Raw genomic sequence first — 16,446 nt, forward strand, 5'->3', positions numbered from 1 at the left:
CATCAGCTCCCCGTGCCGGACGGGCCGGAACCGTAGTCCTGTATGCCGGCGGCGCGGGCCAGTTCCAGGTCGAGGGCCTCGCGGCGGATGCGCTGGTCGATGTAGAGCAGCACGGTGACCCCGGCGGTGATCGGCAGCACGATCGTGGAGCCGATCACCGCCCCGATGCCGTTGATGACGAGGTACGCCCAGCCCAGGCTGCCGCCGGTGCCGTCGAGCAGCCCGGTGACGCCGTCGCCGGCGAAGGCCATGGCGAAGAGGCTGAAGGGGACGCCGATGACGGCCGAGACGAGGTAGGCGATGGCGGAGGCCAGCAGCTGGATGCCGAAGATGCGCCACCAGGAGCCGCGGACCAGCTTCACCGAGCGGCCCAGCGCCTTCTTGATGCCCTGCTTCTCCAGCATGAGCGCGGGAGAGGCCAGGGACAGCCGGACCGCCACCCACACGGCGACGATCGCCGCGGCGAAGCCGCCCAGCGCGGCGAGCGCGATGCCGGCCTCCGTCTGTCCGGCGACGGCGATCAGTACACCGGGCAGCGCGCCCACGGCGACGATGCCGAGACCGATGAGCGTCACCACGATGATCAGGCCGAACAGCCGGAGCACCTGAGGACGGGACTCGTGCCAGGCCTCGCCGACGGTCACCGGCCGGCCGAGCACCGCCCGACTGGTGACGGCGGTGAGCAGGGCCGTGGCCAGCACGGTGCCGATCATGGACACCAGGGCGACGACACCGGAGCCGAGCAGGGTGTTCCGCACAGCGCGCAGGATCTCGTCCGCGGCGGCGTCCGGGTCGGTGAGGACGCCGCCGCCGGTGAGGCCGTCGAGGGCCAGGCCCTGCACCAGGACGACGACGATCTCGGTGACGACGGCGACGACCAGGGAGATGCCGAGCACGGTGCGCCAGTGGGTGCGCAGCATCGTCACCGCGCCGTCGAGGATCTCGCCGACACCGAGCGGGCGCAGCGGGATGATGCCCGGCTTGGCCGCGGGCGGCGGCCCGCCCCAGCCGGCTCCCCAGCCCGTGCCCCAGCCGCCGGAGCCGCCCGGACCGCCGTACCCGCCGCCCGGCGGCGGCCCGCCCCAGCCGCCGGGGCCGGGAGGCGGTGGCGGCACCTGGCCGGGGGGCGGGGTCCCGCCGGGGGCGGTCCACTGGCCGGGCGGCGGCTGCTGCGCGGACCACTTCGCGCCCGTGCCCTGCGCCGGTGCCTCCGGCTCGTTCGCGGGCTGTGCGGGGCGTGCGGCGTCCTGCTCCGGGCGGCCGGTGTCGCCGGCGTGGCCGGACGGCTGCTCTTCGGGCCGGGGGGATCCGGGCGAGGCCCAGCCCGGAGTGTCGTTCATCGTCGCTCCTTCACGGTGCCCGTCCGCGGTCGCGGCGGCGGCAGGTCGGCTGCCATCGTGCCATGGGGTGGTCTTCGGCGGACCGGCCGCGGTGGGGGCGGTGCCACTTCTTCAATTGTCCGCGCGCCGAAGGGAAGACTGGCGGCATGGCTGATCAGTTCGCGCAGACCCGTCGAGAGGGCCGTCCGGCGGGCACGCCGGTCATCCGCTGGCAGGAGCCGCCGGAGGGCCCCGTCGTGGTCCTGCTCGACCAGACCCGGCTGCCCGCCGAGGAGGTCGAGCTGGTGTGCACCGACGCACCGGCCCTGGTCGAGGCGATCCGGTCGCTGGCCGTGCGGGGCGCACCGCTGCTCGGCATCGCCGGGGCGTACGGCGTCGCGCTCGCCGCCGCCCGCGGCTTCGACGTGGAGGACGCCGCGCGGGCCCTGGAGAACGCCCGGCCGACCGCGGTGAACCTCTCGGTCGGGGTGCGCCGGGCGCTCGCCGCCTACCGGGCCGCGCTCGCCGCAACCGGCGATCCCCGCCGGGCGGCGCCGGCGGCGCTGGCCGCGGCGCGGCAGCTGCACCAGGAGGACGCCCGGGCCAGTGCCCGGATGGCCGAGCACGGGCTGGCGCTGCTGGACGAACTGCTCCCCGGCGGCTCGCACCAGATCCTCACCCATTGCAACACCGGGTCCCTGGTGTCGGGCGGGGAGGGCACCGCGTTCGCCGTGGCCCTCGCCGCGCACCGCGCGGGCCGGCTGCGTCGGCTGTGGGTGGACGAGACACGGCCGCTGCTGCAGGGCGCCCGGCTGACGGCGTACGAGGCGGCCCGCAACGGGATGGCGTACACCCTGCTCACCGACAACGCCGCCGGGTCGCTGTTCGCGGCGGGCGAGGTGGACGCGGTGCTGGTGGGCGCGGACCGCATCGCGGCCGACGGTTCGGTGGCGAACAAGGTGGGCAGTTATCCGCTGGCGGTGCTGGCGCGCTACCACCATGTGCCGTTCGTCGTGGTGGCCCCGGTGACGACGGTGGACCCGGACACCCCGGACGGAGCGTCCGTCGAGATCGAGCAGCGTCCCGGCCACGAGGTCACCGAGCTCATGGCTCCGCAGGCGCCGGTGACGGTGGCGGGCGGGGGCCTGCCGGTGGCGCCGCTCGGCACGCAGGCCTACAACCCGGCCTTCGACGTGACCCCGCCGGAACTGGTCACCGCGATCGTCACCGAGGACGGCGTGGTCTCCCCGGTGACCGCGGCCGGCCTCGCCGAACTGTGCGCGCGTTCGCGGGCGTCGACGGCCGGTCAGCGGCCGTGACCGCTGCGTGACGTCCGGACGGCGGCGGCCGCCGGTTCTCGGGCCGAAGCAGACAGTGGCGACCCCTGCGGCTATCGTCACAGGCCAGTGACCTGCCTCACCAGCGCCCCTGAGACCGTTACGAGAATGGGATGATGTCGTTTATGAAGGGACGAGTCCTTGTCGTCGACGACGACACCGCACTGGCCGAGATGCTCGGGATCGTACTGCGTGGTGAGGGTTTCGAGCCGTCGTTCGTGGCCGACGGCGACAAGGCGCTGGCCGCTTTCCGCGAGACCAAGCCCGACCTGGTGCTGCTGGACCTGATGCTGCCCGGCCGGGACGGCATAGAGGTGTGCCGGCTGATCCGCGCGGAGTCCGGGGTGCCGATCGTGATGCTGACGGCCAAGAGCGACACCGTGGACGTCGTCGTGGGCCTGGAGTCCGGTGCCGACGACTACATCGTCAAGCCGTTCAAGCCCAAGGAGCTGGTGGCCCGCATCCGGGCGCGGCTGCGCAGGTCGGAGGAGCCGGCGCCGGAGCAGCTCACCATCGGCGACCTCGTCATCGACGTGGCCGGGCACTCCGTGAAGCGGGACGGCAAGTCCATCGCGCTGACCCCGCTGGAGTTCGACCTGCTGGTGGCGCTGGCCCGCAAGCCGTGGCAGGTGTTCACGCGCGAGGTGCTGCTGGAGCAGGTGTGGGGTTACCGGCACGCGGCCGACACGCGTCTGGTGAACGTGCACGTCCAGCGGCTTCGGTCGAAGGTGGAGAAGGACCCGGAGAAGCCCGAGATCGTGGTGACCGTCCGTGGTGTCGGCTACAAGGCCGGGCCGAGCTGACGTGACCGGGGACGGTGCCGCTTCGGTGTCCGGGCGCACCGGAGCCCACGCCGGACGGTCCGCGGGCCGGGACGGCGCGGGCTCCTTCTGGGCGGGTCTGCTGGAGGGCGGGCTGCTGCACGGCGGTGTGCAGGGCAGCCCGATCCTGCGGCTGCTGCTGCGCTGGGTGCGCCGTCCGCTGCTGCCGGTCATACGGCTGTGGCGGCGCAACATCCAGCTGAAGGTGGTCGTCACCACGCTGCTGATGTCGCTGGGCGTGGTGCTGCTGCTCGGCTTCGTGGTCATCGGGCAGGTGCGCAACGGCCTGCTCGAGGCCAAGGTGAAGGCGTCGCAGAGCCAGGCCACCGGCGGATTCGCGGTGGCCAAGCAGAAGGCCGACGAGGCGGCGGCGGGCACGTCCGACGACGGCACCGGCCGGGACGGCCACTCCTCGCAGAACGTCATCTCCTGGATGAGCGAGCTGGTGCTGTCGCTGTCCAGCGGCGGCCAGGGCGCCTTCGACGTGGTCACGCTGCCCACCGGGGACGAGAGCGGCGGCGGACGCGGCCCGCGCGCCTCCGGGCAGGTGGACCCGACCGCCAGCGTCCCCGCCGACCTGCGGGCCCGGATCAACGCCAGCACCACCGCCGCACAGAGCTACACCCGGATCGTCTACAAGGACACCGACAAGAAGCCGGAGCCCGCGCTCGTCATCGGCAAGCGGGTCGACGACCCCAACGGCGACCCGTACGAGCTGTACTACCTCTTCCCGCTGACGCAGGAGGAGAAGTCGCTCAGCCTGGTCAAGGGCACCCTGGCCACGGCGGGTCTGTTCGTCGTCGTGCTGCTCGGGGCGATCGCGTGGCTGGTGGTGCGGCAGGTGGTCACACCGGTGCGGATGGCCGCCGGGATCGCCGAGCGGCTGTCGGCCGGACGTCTGCAGGAGCGGATGAAGGTCACCGGCGAGGACGACATCGCGCGCCTGGGCGAGGCGTTCAACAAGATGGCCCAGAACCTCCAGCTGAAGATCAACCAGCTGGAGGACCTGTCGCGGATGCAGCGCCGGTTCGTCTCCGACGTCTCGCACGAGCTGCGCACCCCGCTGACGACCGTGCGGATGGCGGCCGACGTCATCCACGAGGCGCGGGACACCTTCGACCCGGTCACGGCGCGTTCGGCGGAGCTGCTCGCCGACCAGCTCGACCGGTTCGAGTCGCTGCTGGCCGACCTGCTGGAGATCAGTCGCTTCGACGCCGGCGCGGCGGCGCTGGAGGCCGAGCCGGTCGACCTGCGCGACGTCGTGCGGCGCGTGGTCAGCGGCGCGGAACCGCTCGCCGAGCGCAAGGGCACGGTGATCCGGGTCGTCGGCGACCAGCAGCCCGTGGTGGCCGAGGCCGACGCCCGCCGGGTGGAGCGCATCCTGCGCAATCTCGTCGTCAACGCCGTCGAGCACGGCGAGGGCCGGGACGTCGTCGTCCGGCTCGCCGCCGCCGGCGGTGCGGTCGCGGTCGCGGTCCGCGACTACGGCGTCGGGCTCAAACCGGGCGAGGCCGCACGCGTCTTCAACCGTTTCTGGCGGGCCGACCCGGCCCGCGCGCGGACCACCGGCGGCACCGGGCTGGGGCTGTCGATCGCTCTGGAGGACGCCCGGCTGCACGGCGGCTGGTTGCAGGCGTGGGGCGAGCCGGGCGGCGGCTCGCAGTTCCGGCTGACGCTGCCGCGCACCGCCGACGAGCCGCTGCGGGGCTCGCCCATACCGCTGGAGCCGCTGGACTCGCGGCGCAACCGGGCGCTGCGCGGCGCCGGCCTGCCCGGCGACGGCAAGCGGGCCACCGTCCCCGCGCAGGCGACCGGCGAGCGGGCGCTGCCGCCGGGCCGGGAGACGACGGCCGACCGGAAGACCGGGACCGACCGGGAGGCCGGGACCGGCCGCGAGGCGCAGGGCGAACGGGAACCGGGGGACGAACGGGCACCGAAGGGCGACCGGGCTCCCGCGACCGTTCCGTCGGCCGGAGCGGCGGCGCCGGACCGCGGCGCACCGGTGGTGCCCCGGCCCGCCTCGGGCGCCCGGCCGCAGTCGGCCGCACCCGCGTCCGCGAGCCGGCCGGCGACGGAGCAGACCACGCGCACCGCAGAACCCGGGGCGGCAGGAGCACGGGACACGGCGCGGGAAGGGGAGGCATTCGGTGGGCGCTGACCGCGAGGGGGGCGCATGGCGGCGGTCGATGCGCGCGCTGGCCTGCACCGGTGCCGGGGTGATGCTGCTGTCGGCGTGTGCCTCGATGCCCGACAGCGGAGACCTGCGTGATGTGGAGTCCACACCGCGCCAGGACGCCGAGGTCCGCGTCTTCGCACTGCCGCCGCGGGAGGACGCACCGCCCTCGGAGATCGTGCAGGGCTTCCTGGAGGCGCTGACCAGCGACGACCCGCAGTACACGACGGCACGCCAGTATCTGACCGGCACCGCCGCGCGGCGATGGACCCCGGAGGAGTCCACGACCGTGCTCTCCGACGGGCCGGACATCCGGGTCGACCGCACCACGGCACGGGAGGACGGCGACGCCTACGCCTTCACCCTGACCGGCACCGCGGTGGCACGGCTGGACCAGCAGCAGGCGTACACGCCGCTGCACGGCCACTACAGCCAGCCGGTGCACCTGATCCGGGACGCGAAGACCGGGCAGTGGCGTATCGACCGGCTCCCGCAGGGCGTCGTCATGGGGCGGTCGGACTTCCAGCGCAACTACGTCTCCGTCGACAAGTACTACTTCGCCTCCGGCAGCCAGGACGGGACGACGGCGACGGGACCGGTGACGGCCGTCGCCGACCCGGTGTACGTGCGGCGGCGGGTGGACGCGATGACACAGATGGTGCGGTCCCTGCTGGCCGGGCCCACCCGCTGGCTCTCACCGGTGGTCGTGTCGAGTTTCCCGCAAGGATCGGCGCTGCGCGCGGGCGTCACCACGCTGACCCCCGACGACCAGAACCGGCTCACGGTGCCGCTCAACGACAGGGCCTCCCGGGCCGGGCAGCGGCAGTGCCGGCAGATGGCGACGCAGCTGCTGTTCACCCTGCAGAACCTCACGCCCACCGTGGACACCGTCACGCTGGAGCGGACCGACGGGACCACGCTGTGCACGCTCGGCGAGGACCGCGCCGAGACCGTGGCCACCCGCGGTTCGCTGCGCAAGCCGGAGTACTTGTACTTCCTGGACGACGAGCAGCGGCTCGTCCGGCTCGCCGCGGGCACCACCGGCACCGTCCCGGACCCGGTGCCCGGCCCGCTGGGTGAGGGCCTGCAGCGACTGACCTCGGCGGCCGTGTCCTGGGACGAGCGCACCGCGGCCGGGGTGAGCGCCGACAAGTCGGCGCTGTTCGTCGCGCGGCTGGCACCCGGCGGCACCCTCGGCGAGCCGGTGGTGCGCAGCCAGGGCGCGTCGGAGAACGACCGGCTCACCCCGCCCAGCTGGGACGAGCACGGCGACCTGTGGGTGGCCGACCGCGACCCGCGACGGCCGCGGCTGCTGATGCTGGAGCACGGTGCGGGCCGGCCGAACGAGGTGCGGGTGCCCGGCCTGGACGGGCGCATCGACGCGGTACGGGTGGCGGCCGACGGCGTGCGGATCGCGCTCGTCGTGGAACACGCGGACACCACCCGATCCCTGCTGATCGGGCGGATCGAGCGGGCGGCCGGGAGCACTCCGGTGGTGTCGGTGCTGGACCTCAGGCCCGCGGCGCCCGAGCTGGAGGACGTCACCGCCATGTCGTGGGCGGGCGACAGCCGGCTCGTGGTGGTCGGACGCGAGCAGGGCGGGGTGCAGACGATGCGGTACGTCCAGGTCGACGGCTCCACACCGCAGGGCCCCTCGCCCGCCGCGCTGACCGGTGTGCAGTCGGTCGCCGCGACCGCCGACGGGCGGCTGCCGCTCGTGGCGTACTCGGAGGACGGCATCGTCCGGCTGCCGTCCGGGGCGCAGTGGCAGAAGGTGGTCAAGGACGGCTCGGCCCCGGTGTATCCCGGCTGAGCCCTGCTCCGCGCAGGTGCCCGCGCCCCGGGGACCGGCCCTCTCACTGACGCCGGCACCCGGAGTCCGGCTCTCCACACCGACGTCCGCACCCGGGCCCCGGCCCGGCGGTCACCCGTGCGGGTGATGCAGATGCGGACGCGCGCGGCGTTGTCCACAGGCCTTCACGCCCGTTGTCCACAGCGGTGGCCGGGGTGCCGTGGCGTTGGCAGAGTGGAGCCATGCGCGGGTGGTGGCAGGACCTGACCGACCTGGTGCTGCCGGCCGAGTGTGCGGGCTGCGGCACGCCGCGTACGGTGCTGTGTCCCCGGTGCCGTGCCGCCCTGGCGGGCGGGGTGCCGCGGCGGGTGCGGCCGGTGCCCGAGCCGCCGGGTCTCCCGGCCGTGTACGCGGCGGCCGCGTATGCGGACGAAGTACGGGCGGCCGTGCTCGCCCACAAGGAACGCGGCCTGATCTCCCTCGCCGCTCCGCTGGGAGCCGCCCTGGCCGGCGCGGTGCGGGCCGGGCTGCGCGGGACGGCGGCCGGACCGCCCGGCACGACGGGCGCGCCGGGTGGGCACGGCGCCGGGCCGGCAGGGGGAGGCCGCGCGCCGGTGCTGCTCGTGCCGGTGCCCTCGGCGCGGCAGGCCGTACGGGCCCGCGGCCACGATCCGACACGGCGGATCGCACTCGCCGCTGCGGCCGGGCTGCGCCGCGGCGGTGTCGCGGCCCGCGTACTGGCCGTGCTGCGGCAGCGGCGCGGGGTGTCCGACCAGTCGGGGCTGGGCTCCCGGCAGCGTCGGGAGAACCTCACCGGGGCGCTCACCACGGCCCCGCACGGCGCCGCCCTGCTGCGGGCCGGACCGGTCGTGCTGGTCGACGACCTGATGACCACGGGCACGTCACTGGCGGAAGCGGCACGCGCGGTGACGTCGGCCGTGTACGCCGCGCGGGTCAGGGAAGAGATGGAGGCATACAGAACGGGACGGTCGCGGAAGGAGGGGAACCCGGTGTATCGCGCATCGGAAATGCGGAGAGCGTACGGCGCCGGTCATGTGATCTGCGCGGCCGTCGTCGCGGCCTCGCCGGATTCCGTCGTCGAAAATCAGGAACTGACAAAAAACGTGCATCGTTGCAGGTAAGAGAGCGTCATTTCACCTGAACGGAGGTACCTCAGGGTAGAGGGTGACGCCGTCCGCCCGTGCGAGATATGTTCAGTCGTGAGGGAAAGGCAACGGCCGTTCCCCTCATATCGGAATGCCGTGCCGCGGGTTTGCGATATTTCGCGCACGACCGCGGGCAGTGCGTTTCTCGCCCCACGGGCAAGGAGGTGGACGTCACCGAGTCCGAGGTTCCGGAGGTGACCGGAACCAGGTGCACAAGGGAGATGCTCCGCCGCCCGGGCGGAGCGCTCCGGGAACGGAGTTCTGCGTGGACATCGTCGTCAAGGGCCGCAAGACAGAGGTGCCCGAGCGGTTCCGCAAGCACGTGGTCGAGAAGCTGAACCTGGAGAAGATCCAGAGGCTCGATGCCAAGGTGATCAGCCTCGACGTCGAGGTGTCCAAGGAGCCCAACCCCCGGCAGGCCGACCGCTGCGACCGAGTGGAGATCACGCTTCGCTCCCGCGGTCCGGTGATCCGGGCGGAGGCGGCCGCCAGCGATCCGTACGCGGCGCTCGATCTGGCAGCGGAGAAGCTGGGCGCCCGGCTGCGCAAGCAGCACGACAAGCGCTTCTCCCGCCGAGGCGCACGGCGGGTCCCCGCGTCCGAGGTACCCGACCACGTCCCGGGCGTGGCCACCTTGAACGGCACCGGCGCGACCGGCGGTGAGGAGAAGAAGGAACAGGTCCCCACCAAGAAGGTCGGATCGCTCGAGGTGCAGGGCGAGGGGCCGCTCGTCGTCCGCGAGAAGACCCACGTCGCCGCTCCGATGACCCTCGACCAGGCGCTGTACGAGATGGAGCTGGTCGGACACGACTTCTATCTGTTCGTCGACTCCGAGACCAAGGAACCGAGCGTCGTCTACCGGAGGCACGCCTACGACTACGGCGTGATCCACCTCAGGACGGACACGATGGTCACCCAGCAACACTCTCCCGAGGCGGGCGGCACGCTCGGCGGCTGACCCGCCCGGCCGACCCCGGAGCCGGTGCCCCTGGTGCGCGCGTGCGCCCCCAGGGGCACCGGTGCGACTCCCGCGCGCTTCTGCGCGCACCGCTTGTTCACCGCATCGTCCGCCCGACATGAAATCATGGCCGCAACGGCTCAACAGGCAGGCCGTTGCCTTGGGTTGGCCACGGCACCGCACACCAGGCCACAGCCTCAGGGGGAGGAAGCAACGATGACGGACACCTTCGGACCGATGCGGGACGAGGAGGCCGACGGCGGTGCCGCCGGCGCGGGCCCGGACACGGGCACGTCCCGCAAGGAGCCGATCAGAGTCCTTGTCGTGGACGACCACGCCCTCTTCCGGCGCGGCCTGGAGATCGTGCTCGCCGCCGAGGAGGACATCCAGGTCGTCGGGGAGGCGGGCGACGGTGCCGAGGCCGTGGAGAAGGCGGCCGACCTGCTCCCGGACATCGTGCTGATGGACGTGCGGATGCCGAAACGGGGCGGCATCGAGGCATGCACCTCCATCAAGGAGGTCGCCCCCAGCGCGAAGATCATCATGCTGACGATCAGCGACGAGGAAGCCGACCTCTACGACGCGATCAAGGCCGGGGCGACCGGATACCTGCTCAAGGAGATCTCCACCGACGAGGTGGCCACCGCCATCCGGGCGGTGGCCGACGGCCAGTCGCAGATCAGTCCCTCCATGGCGTCGAAGCTGCTCACCGAGTTCAAATCGATGATCCAGCGCACCGACGAGCGCCGCCTGGTCCCCGCCCCCCGGCTGACCGACCGGGAGCTGGAGGTCCTCAAGCTGGTGGCCACCGGGAAGAACAACCGGGACATCGCCAAGGAGCTGTTCATCTCCGAGAACACCGTGAAGAACCACGTCCGCAACATCCTGGAGAAGCTCCAGCTGCACTCCCGGATGGAAGCGGTGGTCTACGCGATGCGGGAGAAGATCCTCGAGATCCGGTAGCCGCGACCACCTCCCCGCGGACGGTCACCGGCCGACTGCGCGGAACAGGCAACCGCACCTGACGCAGCGGGCCGCCCGGCGACGCCGTTGCGTCAGGCCGACAGGCGGGCCAGTTCGCGCTCCAGCGGCGCCCGCAGCTCGGGGGCATCCACCCGTTCGACGCGGACATCGGTGCAGTCCACCCAGCTCGCCGCCTCCACCAGAGCCCGCGCCACCGCCGGCACGGCCTTGATGCCGTCCACGGTGACCTGCCTGGCCACCAGGGTCCGGCCCGCGCGAGCCGGGTCCACCCGCCCGACCAGCCGGCCCCCGGCCAGCACGGGCATCGCGTAGTAGCCGTGGACCCGCTTGTGCCGGGGCACATACGCCTCCAGCCGGTGGGTGAACCCGAAGATCCGCTCGGTGCGCGCCCGCTCCCAGATCAGTGAGTCGAACGGGGACAGCAAGGTGGTGCGGTGCCGGCCGCGCGGCGGCGTCGCGAGCGCCTCCGGGTGCGCCCAGGCCGGCCTGCCCCAGCCCTCGACCCGGACCGGCACCAGCCCCGAGTCCGCGATCACCGCGTCGACCTGCTCGCCCTTGAGCCGGTAGTAATCGGCGATGTCCGCCCTGGTTCCCACGCCCAGCGCCCGGCCGGCCAGCCCGACCAGGCGGCGCAGGCACTCGGCGTCGTCCAGATCGTCGTGCAGCAGCTCCCGCGGGACGGCACGCTCGGCCAGGTCGTAGACCCGCTTCCAGCCGCGCCGCTGGACGCACACCACCTCGCCGTACATCAGCGCCCGCTCGACGGCGACCTTCGCGCCGGACCAGTCCCACCACTCGCTGGTCCGCTTGGCCCCGCCCAGCTCCGTCGCGGTCAGCGGTCCCTCGGCCCGCACCTGCTTGACGACCTGCTCGTACACCTCGTCGGGCAGCTCGTGGTTCCAGTGCGGGCGGTTGCGGTAGGCGCGGCGGCGGAAGGCGAAGTGCGGCCACTCCTCGATGGGCAGGATGCACGCGGCGTGCGCCCAGTACTCGAAGGCGTGCGGACCGGCCGGGGCGGCGCCGTCACCGGCGGCGGTCCAGTAGGCGTCGTGCACCGTCCTGCGGCCGACCGCGCCCAGCCGGGCGTAGGGGATCAGCTCATGGGAGCGGGCGAGCACGGAGATGGTGTCGAGCTGGATCGCACCGAGGCCGCGCAGTATGCCGCGCACGCCGGCACGCCGGTCCGGTGCGCCGAGGAAGCCCTGGGCCCGCAGGACGATGCGGCGGGCCTCGTCCGCCGAGAGGTCGATGGTGGGGCGTGGGAGCGTCGTCATGCGTGCACGATAGGAGCGCCCACTGACAAGGGCGTCCGACCTGCGACGTTCCCCGGCCGGCGCCCGGCCCACGGACTTCCGGCCCCCGGACTCCCGACCCCCGGAGTCCCGGACTCCCGGACTCCCGGGACCTCGGGACGGTCGGACTCCAGGACGCCGGTCCGGCCGGTCAGGCCGGGATCAGTGCCGGTCGGGAGCCGGCAGATACGGCGACGTCGACGGCAGGCCCAGATCCGAGGGCAGCAGCGACCCCACCCAGCAGTCCCGGCGCACCCCGTGGTGGTCGTGCGCGCAGCGCAGGACGCCCTCGACGGTGAACCCGACCCGTTCGGCCACCCGACGGGAGGCCGTGTTGCCGACCTCGGCGCGCCACTCCAGACGGTCGACGGAGAGCCGGGTGAAGGCCCAGCGGGCCACGGCACGCGCCGCCTCGGTCATGTAGCCGTTGCCCCGGTGCGCCCTCGCACACCAATACCCGATCGACGCCGTGCCCTCGGAGCCCCGGTGCAGGGACATCGCACCCACCAGGTCCCCGTCGGGGCTGCCGAGGAAGAGGCCGAAGGTGCACGCCGAGCCGTCGGCCCAGGCCCTCGGGACGACCTGCTCGGTGAAGATCCGTGCATGCTCGGGCAGGTAGGGGGAGGGGAGCGTGACCCAGCGCTGGATCTCCGGGTCCCGGGCCGCGACGTACACCGCGTCGGTGTCCTGCGGCCGGAAGGTGCGCAGCACGAGGCGGTCGGTGGTGAGCGTCACGGGGTCCACCCGGCCGATTGTGCGACCGCGGAGTGTCGCCGCGCCATGCTTCCGTCCGCACGGGCCGCAGGACGGGCGACTTCCGCGCGCCGACCGGAAGGAGAAGCGGCGATCACGATTCGCGCACATCACGGGCGGTCCGCGGCACCATCGGCCCTCCCGGGACGTTGTCCTCTGTGAAGGCGACGTGCCACAGCCCGACGAGTGCCCTTCCGGCAGGCCCTCCCGGCGCGGCCGTGTCCTCGCATACGATGGCCGTTGCTCAGCAGCGCCACATGGAAACAGACCGTCCCAGGCCCGACCGGCAAGGAGACCCACTCCCGTGTCCGTCCTCTCGAAGATCATGCGTGCAGGCGAAGGCAAGATCCTGCGCAAGCTGCACCGCATCGCGGACCAGGTCAACTCCATCGAAGAGGACTTCATCGACCTCTCCGACGCCGAGCTGCGGGCCCTCACCGACGAGTACAAGCAGCGCTACGCCGACGGCGAGAGCCTGGACGACCTGCTGCCCGAGGCTTTCGCCACGGTGCGCGAGGCGGCCAAGCGCGTCCTCGGCCAGCGGCACTACGACGTGCAGCTGATGGGCGGCGCCGCCCTGCACATGGGCTATGTGGCCGAGATGAAGACCGGTGAGGGCAAGACCCTCGTGGGCACCCTGCCCGCGTATCTGAACGCCATCTCGGGCGACGGCGTGCACATCGTGACGGTCAACGACTACCTGGCCGAGCGCGACTCCGAGCTGATGGGCCGCGTGCACCGGTTCCTCGGCCTGACCGTCGGCTGCATCCTCGCCAACATGACGCCGGCCCAGCGCCGCGAGCAGTACGCCTGCGACATCACCTACGGCACGAACAACGAGTTCGGCTTCGACTACCTGCGCGACAACATGGCCTGGTCCAAGGACGAGCTGGTCCAGCGCGGGCACAACTTCGCCATCGTCGACGAGGTCGACTCCATCCTCATCGACGAGGCCCGTACGCCGCTGATCATCTCCGGCCCGGCCGACCAGGCCACCAAGTGGTACAGCGACTTCGCCAAGCTGGTCACCCGGCTCAAGCGCGGCGAGGCCGGCAACCCGCTCAAGGGCATCGAGGAGACCGGCGACTACGACGTCGACGAGAAGAAGCGCACCGTCGCCATCCACGAGTCCGGCGTCACCAAGGTCGAGGACTGGCTGGGCATCGACAACCTCTACGAGTCGGTGAACACCCCGCTGGTCGGCTACCTCAACAACGCCATCAAGGCCAAGGAGCTGTTCAAGCGCGACAAGGACTACGTCGTCATCAACGGCGAAGTCATGATCGTCGACGAGCACACCGGCCGTATCCTCGCCGGCCGCCGCTACAACGAGGGCATGCACCAGGCGATCGAGGCGAAGGAAGGGGTGGAGATCAAGGACGAGAACCAGACGCTCGCCACGATCACCCTGCAGAACTTCTTCCGCCTCTACAAGAAGCTGTCCGGCATGACCGGTACGGCGATGACCGAGGCCGCCGAGTTCCACCAGATCTACAAGCTCGGCGTGGTCCCGATCCCGACCAACCGGCCGATGATCCGCAAGGACAACCCGGACCTGATCTACCGCACCGAGGCGGCCAAGTTCGCGGCGGTCGTCGACGACATCGCCGAGAAGCACGCCAAGGGCCAGCCGGTCCTGGTCGGCACCACCTCCGTCGAGAAGTCGGAGTACCTGTCGCAGCAGCTCACCAAGCGCGGCATCCCGCACGAGGTGCTCAACGCCAAGCACCACGAGCGCGAGGCGCAGATCGTCGCCCAGGCGGGCCGCAAGGGCGCCGTGACCGTGGCGACGAACATGGCGGGCCGCGGTACGGACATCAAGCTCGGCGGCAACCCCGAGGACCTCGCCGAGGCGGAGCTGCGGCAGCGCGGCCTCGACCCGGAGGAGCACATCGAGGAGTGGGCCGCGGCCCTGCCCGAGGCGCTCGAGCGGGCCGAGGCGGCCGTCAAGGCCGAGAAGGAGGAGGTCGAGAAGCTCGGCGGCCTCTACGTGCTCGGCACCGAGCGGCACGAGTCCCGCCGGATCGACAACCAGCTGCGCGGCCGGTCCGGCCGTCAGGGCGACCCGGGCGAGTCCCGCTTCTACCTCTCCCTCGGCGACGACCTGATGCGCCTGTTCAAGGCGCAGATGGTCGAGCGCGTGATGTCGATGGCCAACGTCCCCGACGACGTGCCGATCGAGAACAAGATGGTCACCCGCGCCATCGCGTCCGCGCAGTCGCAGGTCGAGCAGCAGAACTTCGAGACCCGCAAGAACGTCCTGAAGTACGACGAGGTCCTCAACCGGCAGCGTGAGGTCATCTACGCCGAGCGGCGCCGCGTCCTGGAGGGCGAGGACCTGCACGAGCAGATCCGCCACTTCATGGACGACACCATCGACGCCTATGTGCAGGCGGAGACCTCCGAGGGCTTCCCGGAGGACTGGGACCTCGACCGGCTGTGGGGCGCCTTCAAGCAGCTGTACCCGGTCCGGGTGACCGTGGAGGAGCTGGAGGAGGCGGCCGGCGACCGGGCCGGCCTGACCGCCGAGTTCATCGCCGAGTCCATCAAGGACGACATCCACGAGCAGTACGAGGCCCGCGAGGCGCAGCTCGGCTCGGAGATCATGCGTGAGCTGGAGCGCCGGGTCGTGCTGTCGGTGCTGGACCGCAAGTGGCGCGAGCACCTGTACGAGATGGACTACCTCCAGGAGGGCATCGGCCTGCGCGCCATGGCGCAGAAGGACCCGCTGGTGGAGTACCAGCGCGAGGGCTTCGACATGTTCCAGGCCATGATGGAGGGCATCAAGGAGGAGTCCGTCGGCTACCTGTTCAACCTGGAGGTCCAGGTCGAGCAGCAGGTCGAGGAGGTCCCGGTCGAGCAGGCCGCGCCGTCCCTGGAGAAGGCGCCGCAGGACGCGGTGCCCGCGCAGGCGGGTGCCCGGCCGGAGATCCGGGCCAAGGGCCTGGACGCCCCGCAGCGCCGCGACCTGCACTTCACCGCCCCGACCGTGGACGGCGAGGGCGGCGTGATCGAGGGCGAGTTCCCCACCGACGGCCAGCCCGTCCGGTCCGAGGCCGACGGTCTCACCCGGGCCGAGCGGCGCAAGCAGGCCAAGGGCGGACGGCGCCGCAAGAAGTGAGCCGACGCGGCCGCGCGCCGCGACCGTGAGCAGGGCCGGGTCCTTGACGTCAGGGCCCGGCCTTCCGCGTGCCCGGCGGGCCCCGGGCCGCTCACGCCTCATGGCTCCGCTGCGTGCGGGGTCCGCCCAGCTCCACCGCCGTGCACCGCCAGCGCAGATCACGGTCCCGTTCCAGCCGGAAGGCCAGCGCGCGCAGCTGGTCACCGGCGGCGATGCGGGCGAAGACCTCCAGAGCGCCCGGCCGGGGTTCACAGTGGCCGATGTCGCGCACCACGGGCCGGGTGCCGCGGGCCCGCAACGGTAAGCGGGCGGCCAGCCGGGCCAGCTCGTCGTAGGCCTGGCCGACGGTGTGCCGCAGCATCCAGTGCACCGGTCGCTGCCCGCTGAGCACCGCGAGCAGTTTCTCGGCGAAGACGTCGGTGGTGACGGGATCCACCGAGGGACGCGACGCGGCCGCGGCCGCCGCGGAGGCATCCCGGCCGCCGCGCGTCCGGACGGAGGTGAGACACGGGCCGCCGGCCGGGCGCGGGGCCGTCTCCGGCCGGGACGGCAGTGGTGCGGTCGCAACGGCCGCAGGGGCCGCGTGTCCGGGCGCGTCTGCCGTACGCGCCGCAGGCACCCGCGCGGCCGGCACCCGTGCAGCGGCCGGTACCCGTGCGACGGGTACGCGGGCGGCCGGGGCGCCGCCGACGTTCGCCGGGCGGCTCGCACGGACGCCCGGACCTCCCCC

At 72.7% G+C, this 16,446-nt stretch carries 12 protein-coding genes; 8 read left to right on the forward strand and 4 right to left on the reverse strand.

The window, feature by feature from the left end; translation table 11 throughout:
* Window positions 1-2: 2 nt before the first annotated feature.
* On the reverse strand, window positions 3-1,340 hold the full coding sequence (locus tag OG899_RS16620; RefSeq protein ID WP_125499208.1) for a glycerophosphoryl diester phosphodiesterase membrane domain-containing protein: 1,338 nt from the start codon (window positions 1,338-1,340) through the stop codon (window positions 3-5).
* Window positions 1,341-1,486: 146 nt separating this feature from the next.
* On the opposite strand from OG899_RS16620, the gene mtnA reads away from it, so the two are divergent.
* The 7 genes from mtnA to OG899_RS16655 all read left to right on the forward strand — a co-directional run bounded on the left by mtnA (window position 1,487) and on the right by OG899_RS16655 (window position 10,529).
* Complete coding sequence (mtnA, locus tag OG899_RS16625; RefSeq protein WP_125499209.1) at window positions 1,487-2,638, forward strand: S-methyl-5-thioribose-1-phosphate isomerase; 1,152 nt, start codon at window positions 1,487-1,489, stop codon at window positions 2,636-2,638.
* Window positions 2,639-2,769: 131 nt separating this feature from the next.
* Complete coding sequence (gene mtrA / locus OG899_RS16630; RefSeq protein ID WP_189343499.1) at window positions 2,770-3,459, forward strand: two-component system response regulator MtrA; 690 nt, start codon at window positions 2,770-2,772, stop codon at window positions 3,457-3,459.
* Window position 3,460: 1 nt separating this feature from the next.
* Window positions 3,461-5,635, forward strand: a complete 2,175-nt coding sequence (mtrB, locus tag OG899_RS16635) for an MtrAB system histidine kinase MtrB (RefSeq protein WP_168131963.1) — start codon at window positions 3,461-3,463, stop codon at window positions 5,633-5,635.
* Window positions 5,625-7,463 carry an LpqB family beta-propeller domain-containing protein gene (locus OG899_RS16640; RefSeq protein ID WP_125499212.1) on the forward strand — a complete coding sequence of 613 codons (1,839 nt, stop codon included), beginning with the start codon at window positions 5,625-5,627 and terminating at the stop codon, window positions 7,461-7,463. The genes mtrB and OG899_RS16640 overlap by 11 nt, the downstream gene beginning before the upstream one ends.
* A 221-nt stretch (window positions 7,464-7,684) precedes the next feature.
* Complete coding sequence (locus tag OG899_RS16645; protein ID WP_125499213.1) at window positions 7,685-8,584, forward strand: ComF family protein; 900 nt, start codon at window positions 7,685-7,687, stop codon at window positions 8,582-8,584.
* Between the two features lie 289 nt (window positions 8,585-8,873).
* Window positions 8,874-9,566: a ribosome hibernation-promoting factor, HPF/YfiA family gene (hpf, locus tag OG899_RS16650; RefSeq protein ID WP_406311073.1), complete on the forward strand. Its 693-nt coding sequence runs from the start codon at window positions 8,874-8,876 to the stop codon at window positions 9,564-9,566.
* A gap of 216 nt (window positions 9,567-9,782) precedes the next feature.
* Window positions 9,783-10,529: a response regulator transcription factor gene (locus tag OG899_RS16655; RefSeq protein WP_125499216.1), complete on the forward strand. Its 747-nt coding sequence runs from the start codon at window positions 9,783-9,785 to the stop codon at window positions 10,527-10,529.
* A gap of 92 nt (window positions 10,530-10,621) precedes the next feature.
* Here the strand turns inward: OG899_RS16655 and OG899_RS16660 are convergent, their stop codons facing one another.
* Window positions 10,622-11,824, reverse strand: coding sequence for a winged helix-turn-helix domain-containing protein (locus OG899_RS16660; RefSeq protein ID WP_125499217.1), 1,203 nt, complete (start codon window positions 11,822-11,824; stop codon window positions 10,622-10,624).
* Window positions 11,825-12,004: 180 nt separating this feature from the next.
* On the reverse strand, window positions 12,005-12,586 hold the full coding sequence (locus OG899_RS16665; protein WP_125499218.1) for a GNAT family N-acetyltransferase: 582 nt from the start codon (window positions 12,584-12,586) through the stop codon (window positions 12,005-12,007).
* A 313-nt stretch (window positions 12,587-12,899) separates the two neighbouring features.
* Between OG899_RS16665 and secA the strand changes: the two genes are divergently transcribed.
* Window positions 12,900-15,716 carry a preprotein translocase subunit SecA gene (gene secA / locus OG899_RS16670; protein ID WP_125499219.1) on the forward strand — a complete coding sequence of 939 codons (2,817 nt, stop codon included), beginning with the start codon at window positions 12,900-12,902 and terminating at the stop codon, window positions 15,714-15,716.
* A gap of 91 nt (window positions 15,717-15,807) precedes the next feature.
* Here the strand turns inward: secA and OG899_RS16675 are convergent, their stop codons facing one another.
* Window positions 15,808-16,152 (reverse strand): Rv3235 family protein, encoded by a 345-nt coding sequence (locus tag OG899_RS16675; RefSeq protein ID WP_308293341.1) that lies wholly within the window; start codon window positions 16,150-16,152, stop codon window positions 15,808-15,810.
* Between the last annotated feature and the right edge of the window lie 294 nt (window positions 16,153-16,446).

It is taken from the genome of Streptomyces thermoviolaceus (genome assembly GCF_045209695.1).
GTDB lineage: Bacteria > Actinomycetota > Actinomycetes > Streptomycetales > Streptomycetaceae > Streptomyces > Streptomyces thermoviolaceus.

Bases quoted from the DNA above. Each gene is read 5' to 3' on its own strand.
- mtnA (WP_125499209.1), top strand. From the start codon at position 1,487: ATGGCTGATCAGTTCGCGCAGACCCGTCGAGAGGGCCGTCCGGCGGGC.
- OG899_RS16660 (WP_125499217.1), bottom strand. From the start codon at position 11,824: ATGACGACGCTCCCACGCCCCACCATCGACCTCTCGGCGGACGAGGCC.
- OG899_RS16620 (WP_125499208.1), bottom strand. From the start codon at position 1,340: ATGAACGACACTCCGGGCTGGGCCTCGCCCGGATCCCCCCGGCCCGAA.
- OG899_RS16645 (WP_125499213.1), top strand. From the start codon at position 7,685: ATGCGCGGGTGGTGGCAGGACCTGACCGACCTGGTGCTGCCGGCCGAG.
- OG899_RS16655 (WP_125499216.1), top strand. From the start codon at position 9,783: ATGACGGACACCTTCGGACCGATGCGGGACGAGGAGGCCGACGGCGGT.
- mtrA (WP_189343499.1), top strand. From the start codon at position 2,770: ATGATGTCGTTTATGAAGGGACGAGTCCTTGTCGTCGACGACGACACC.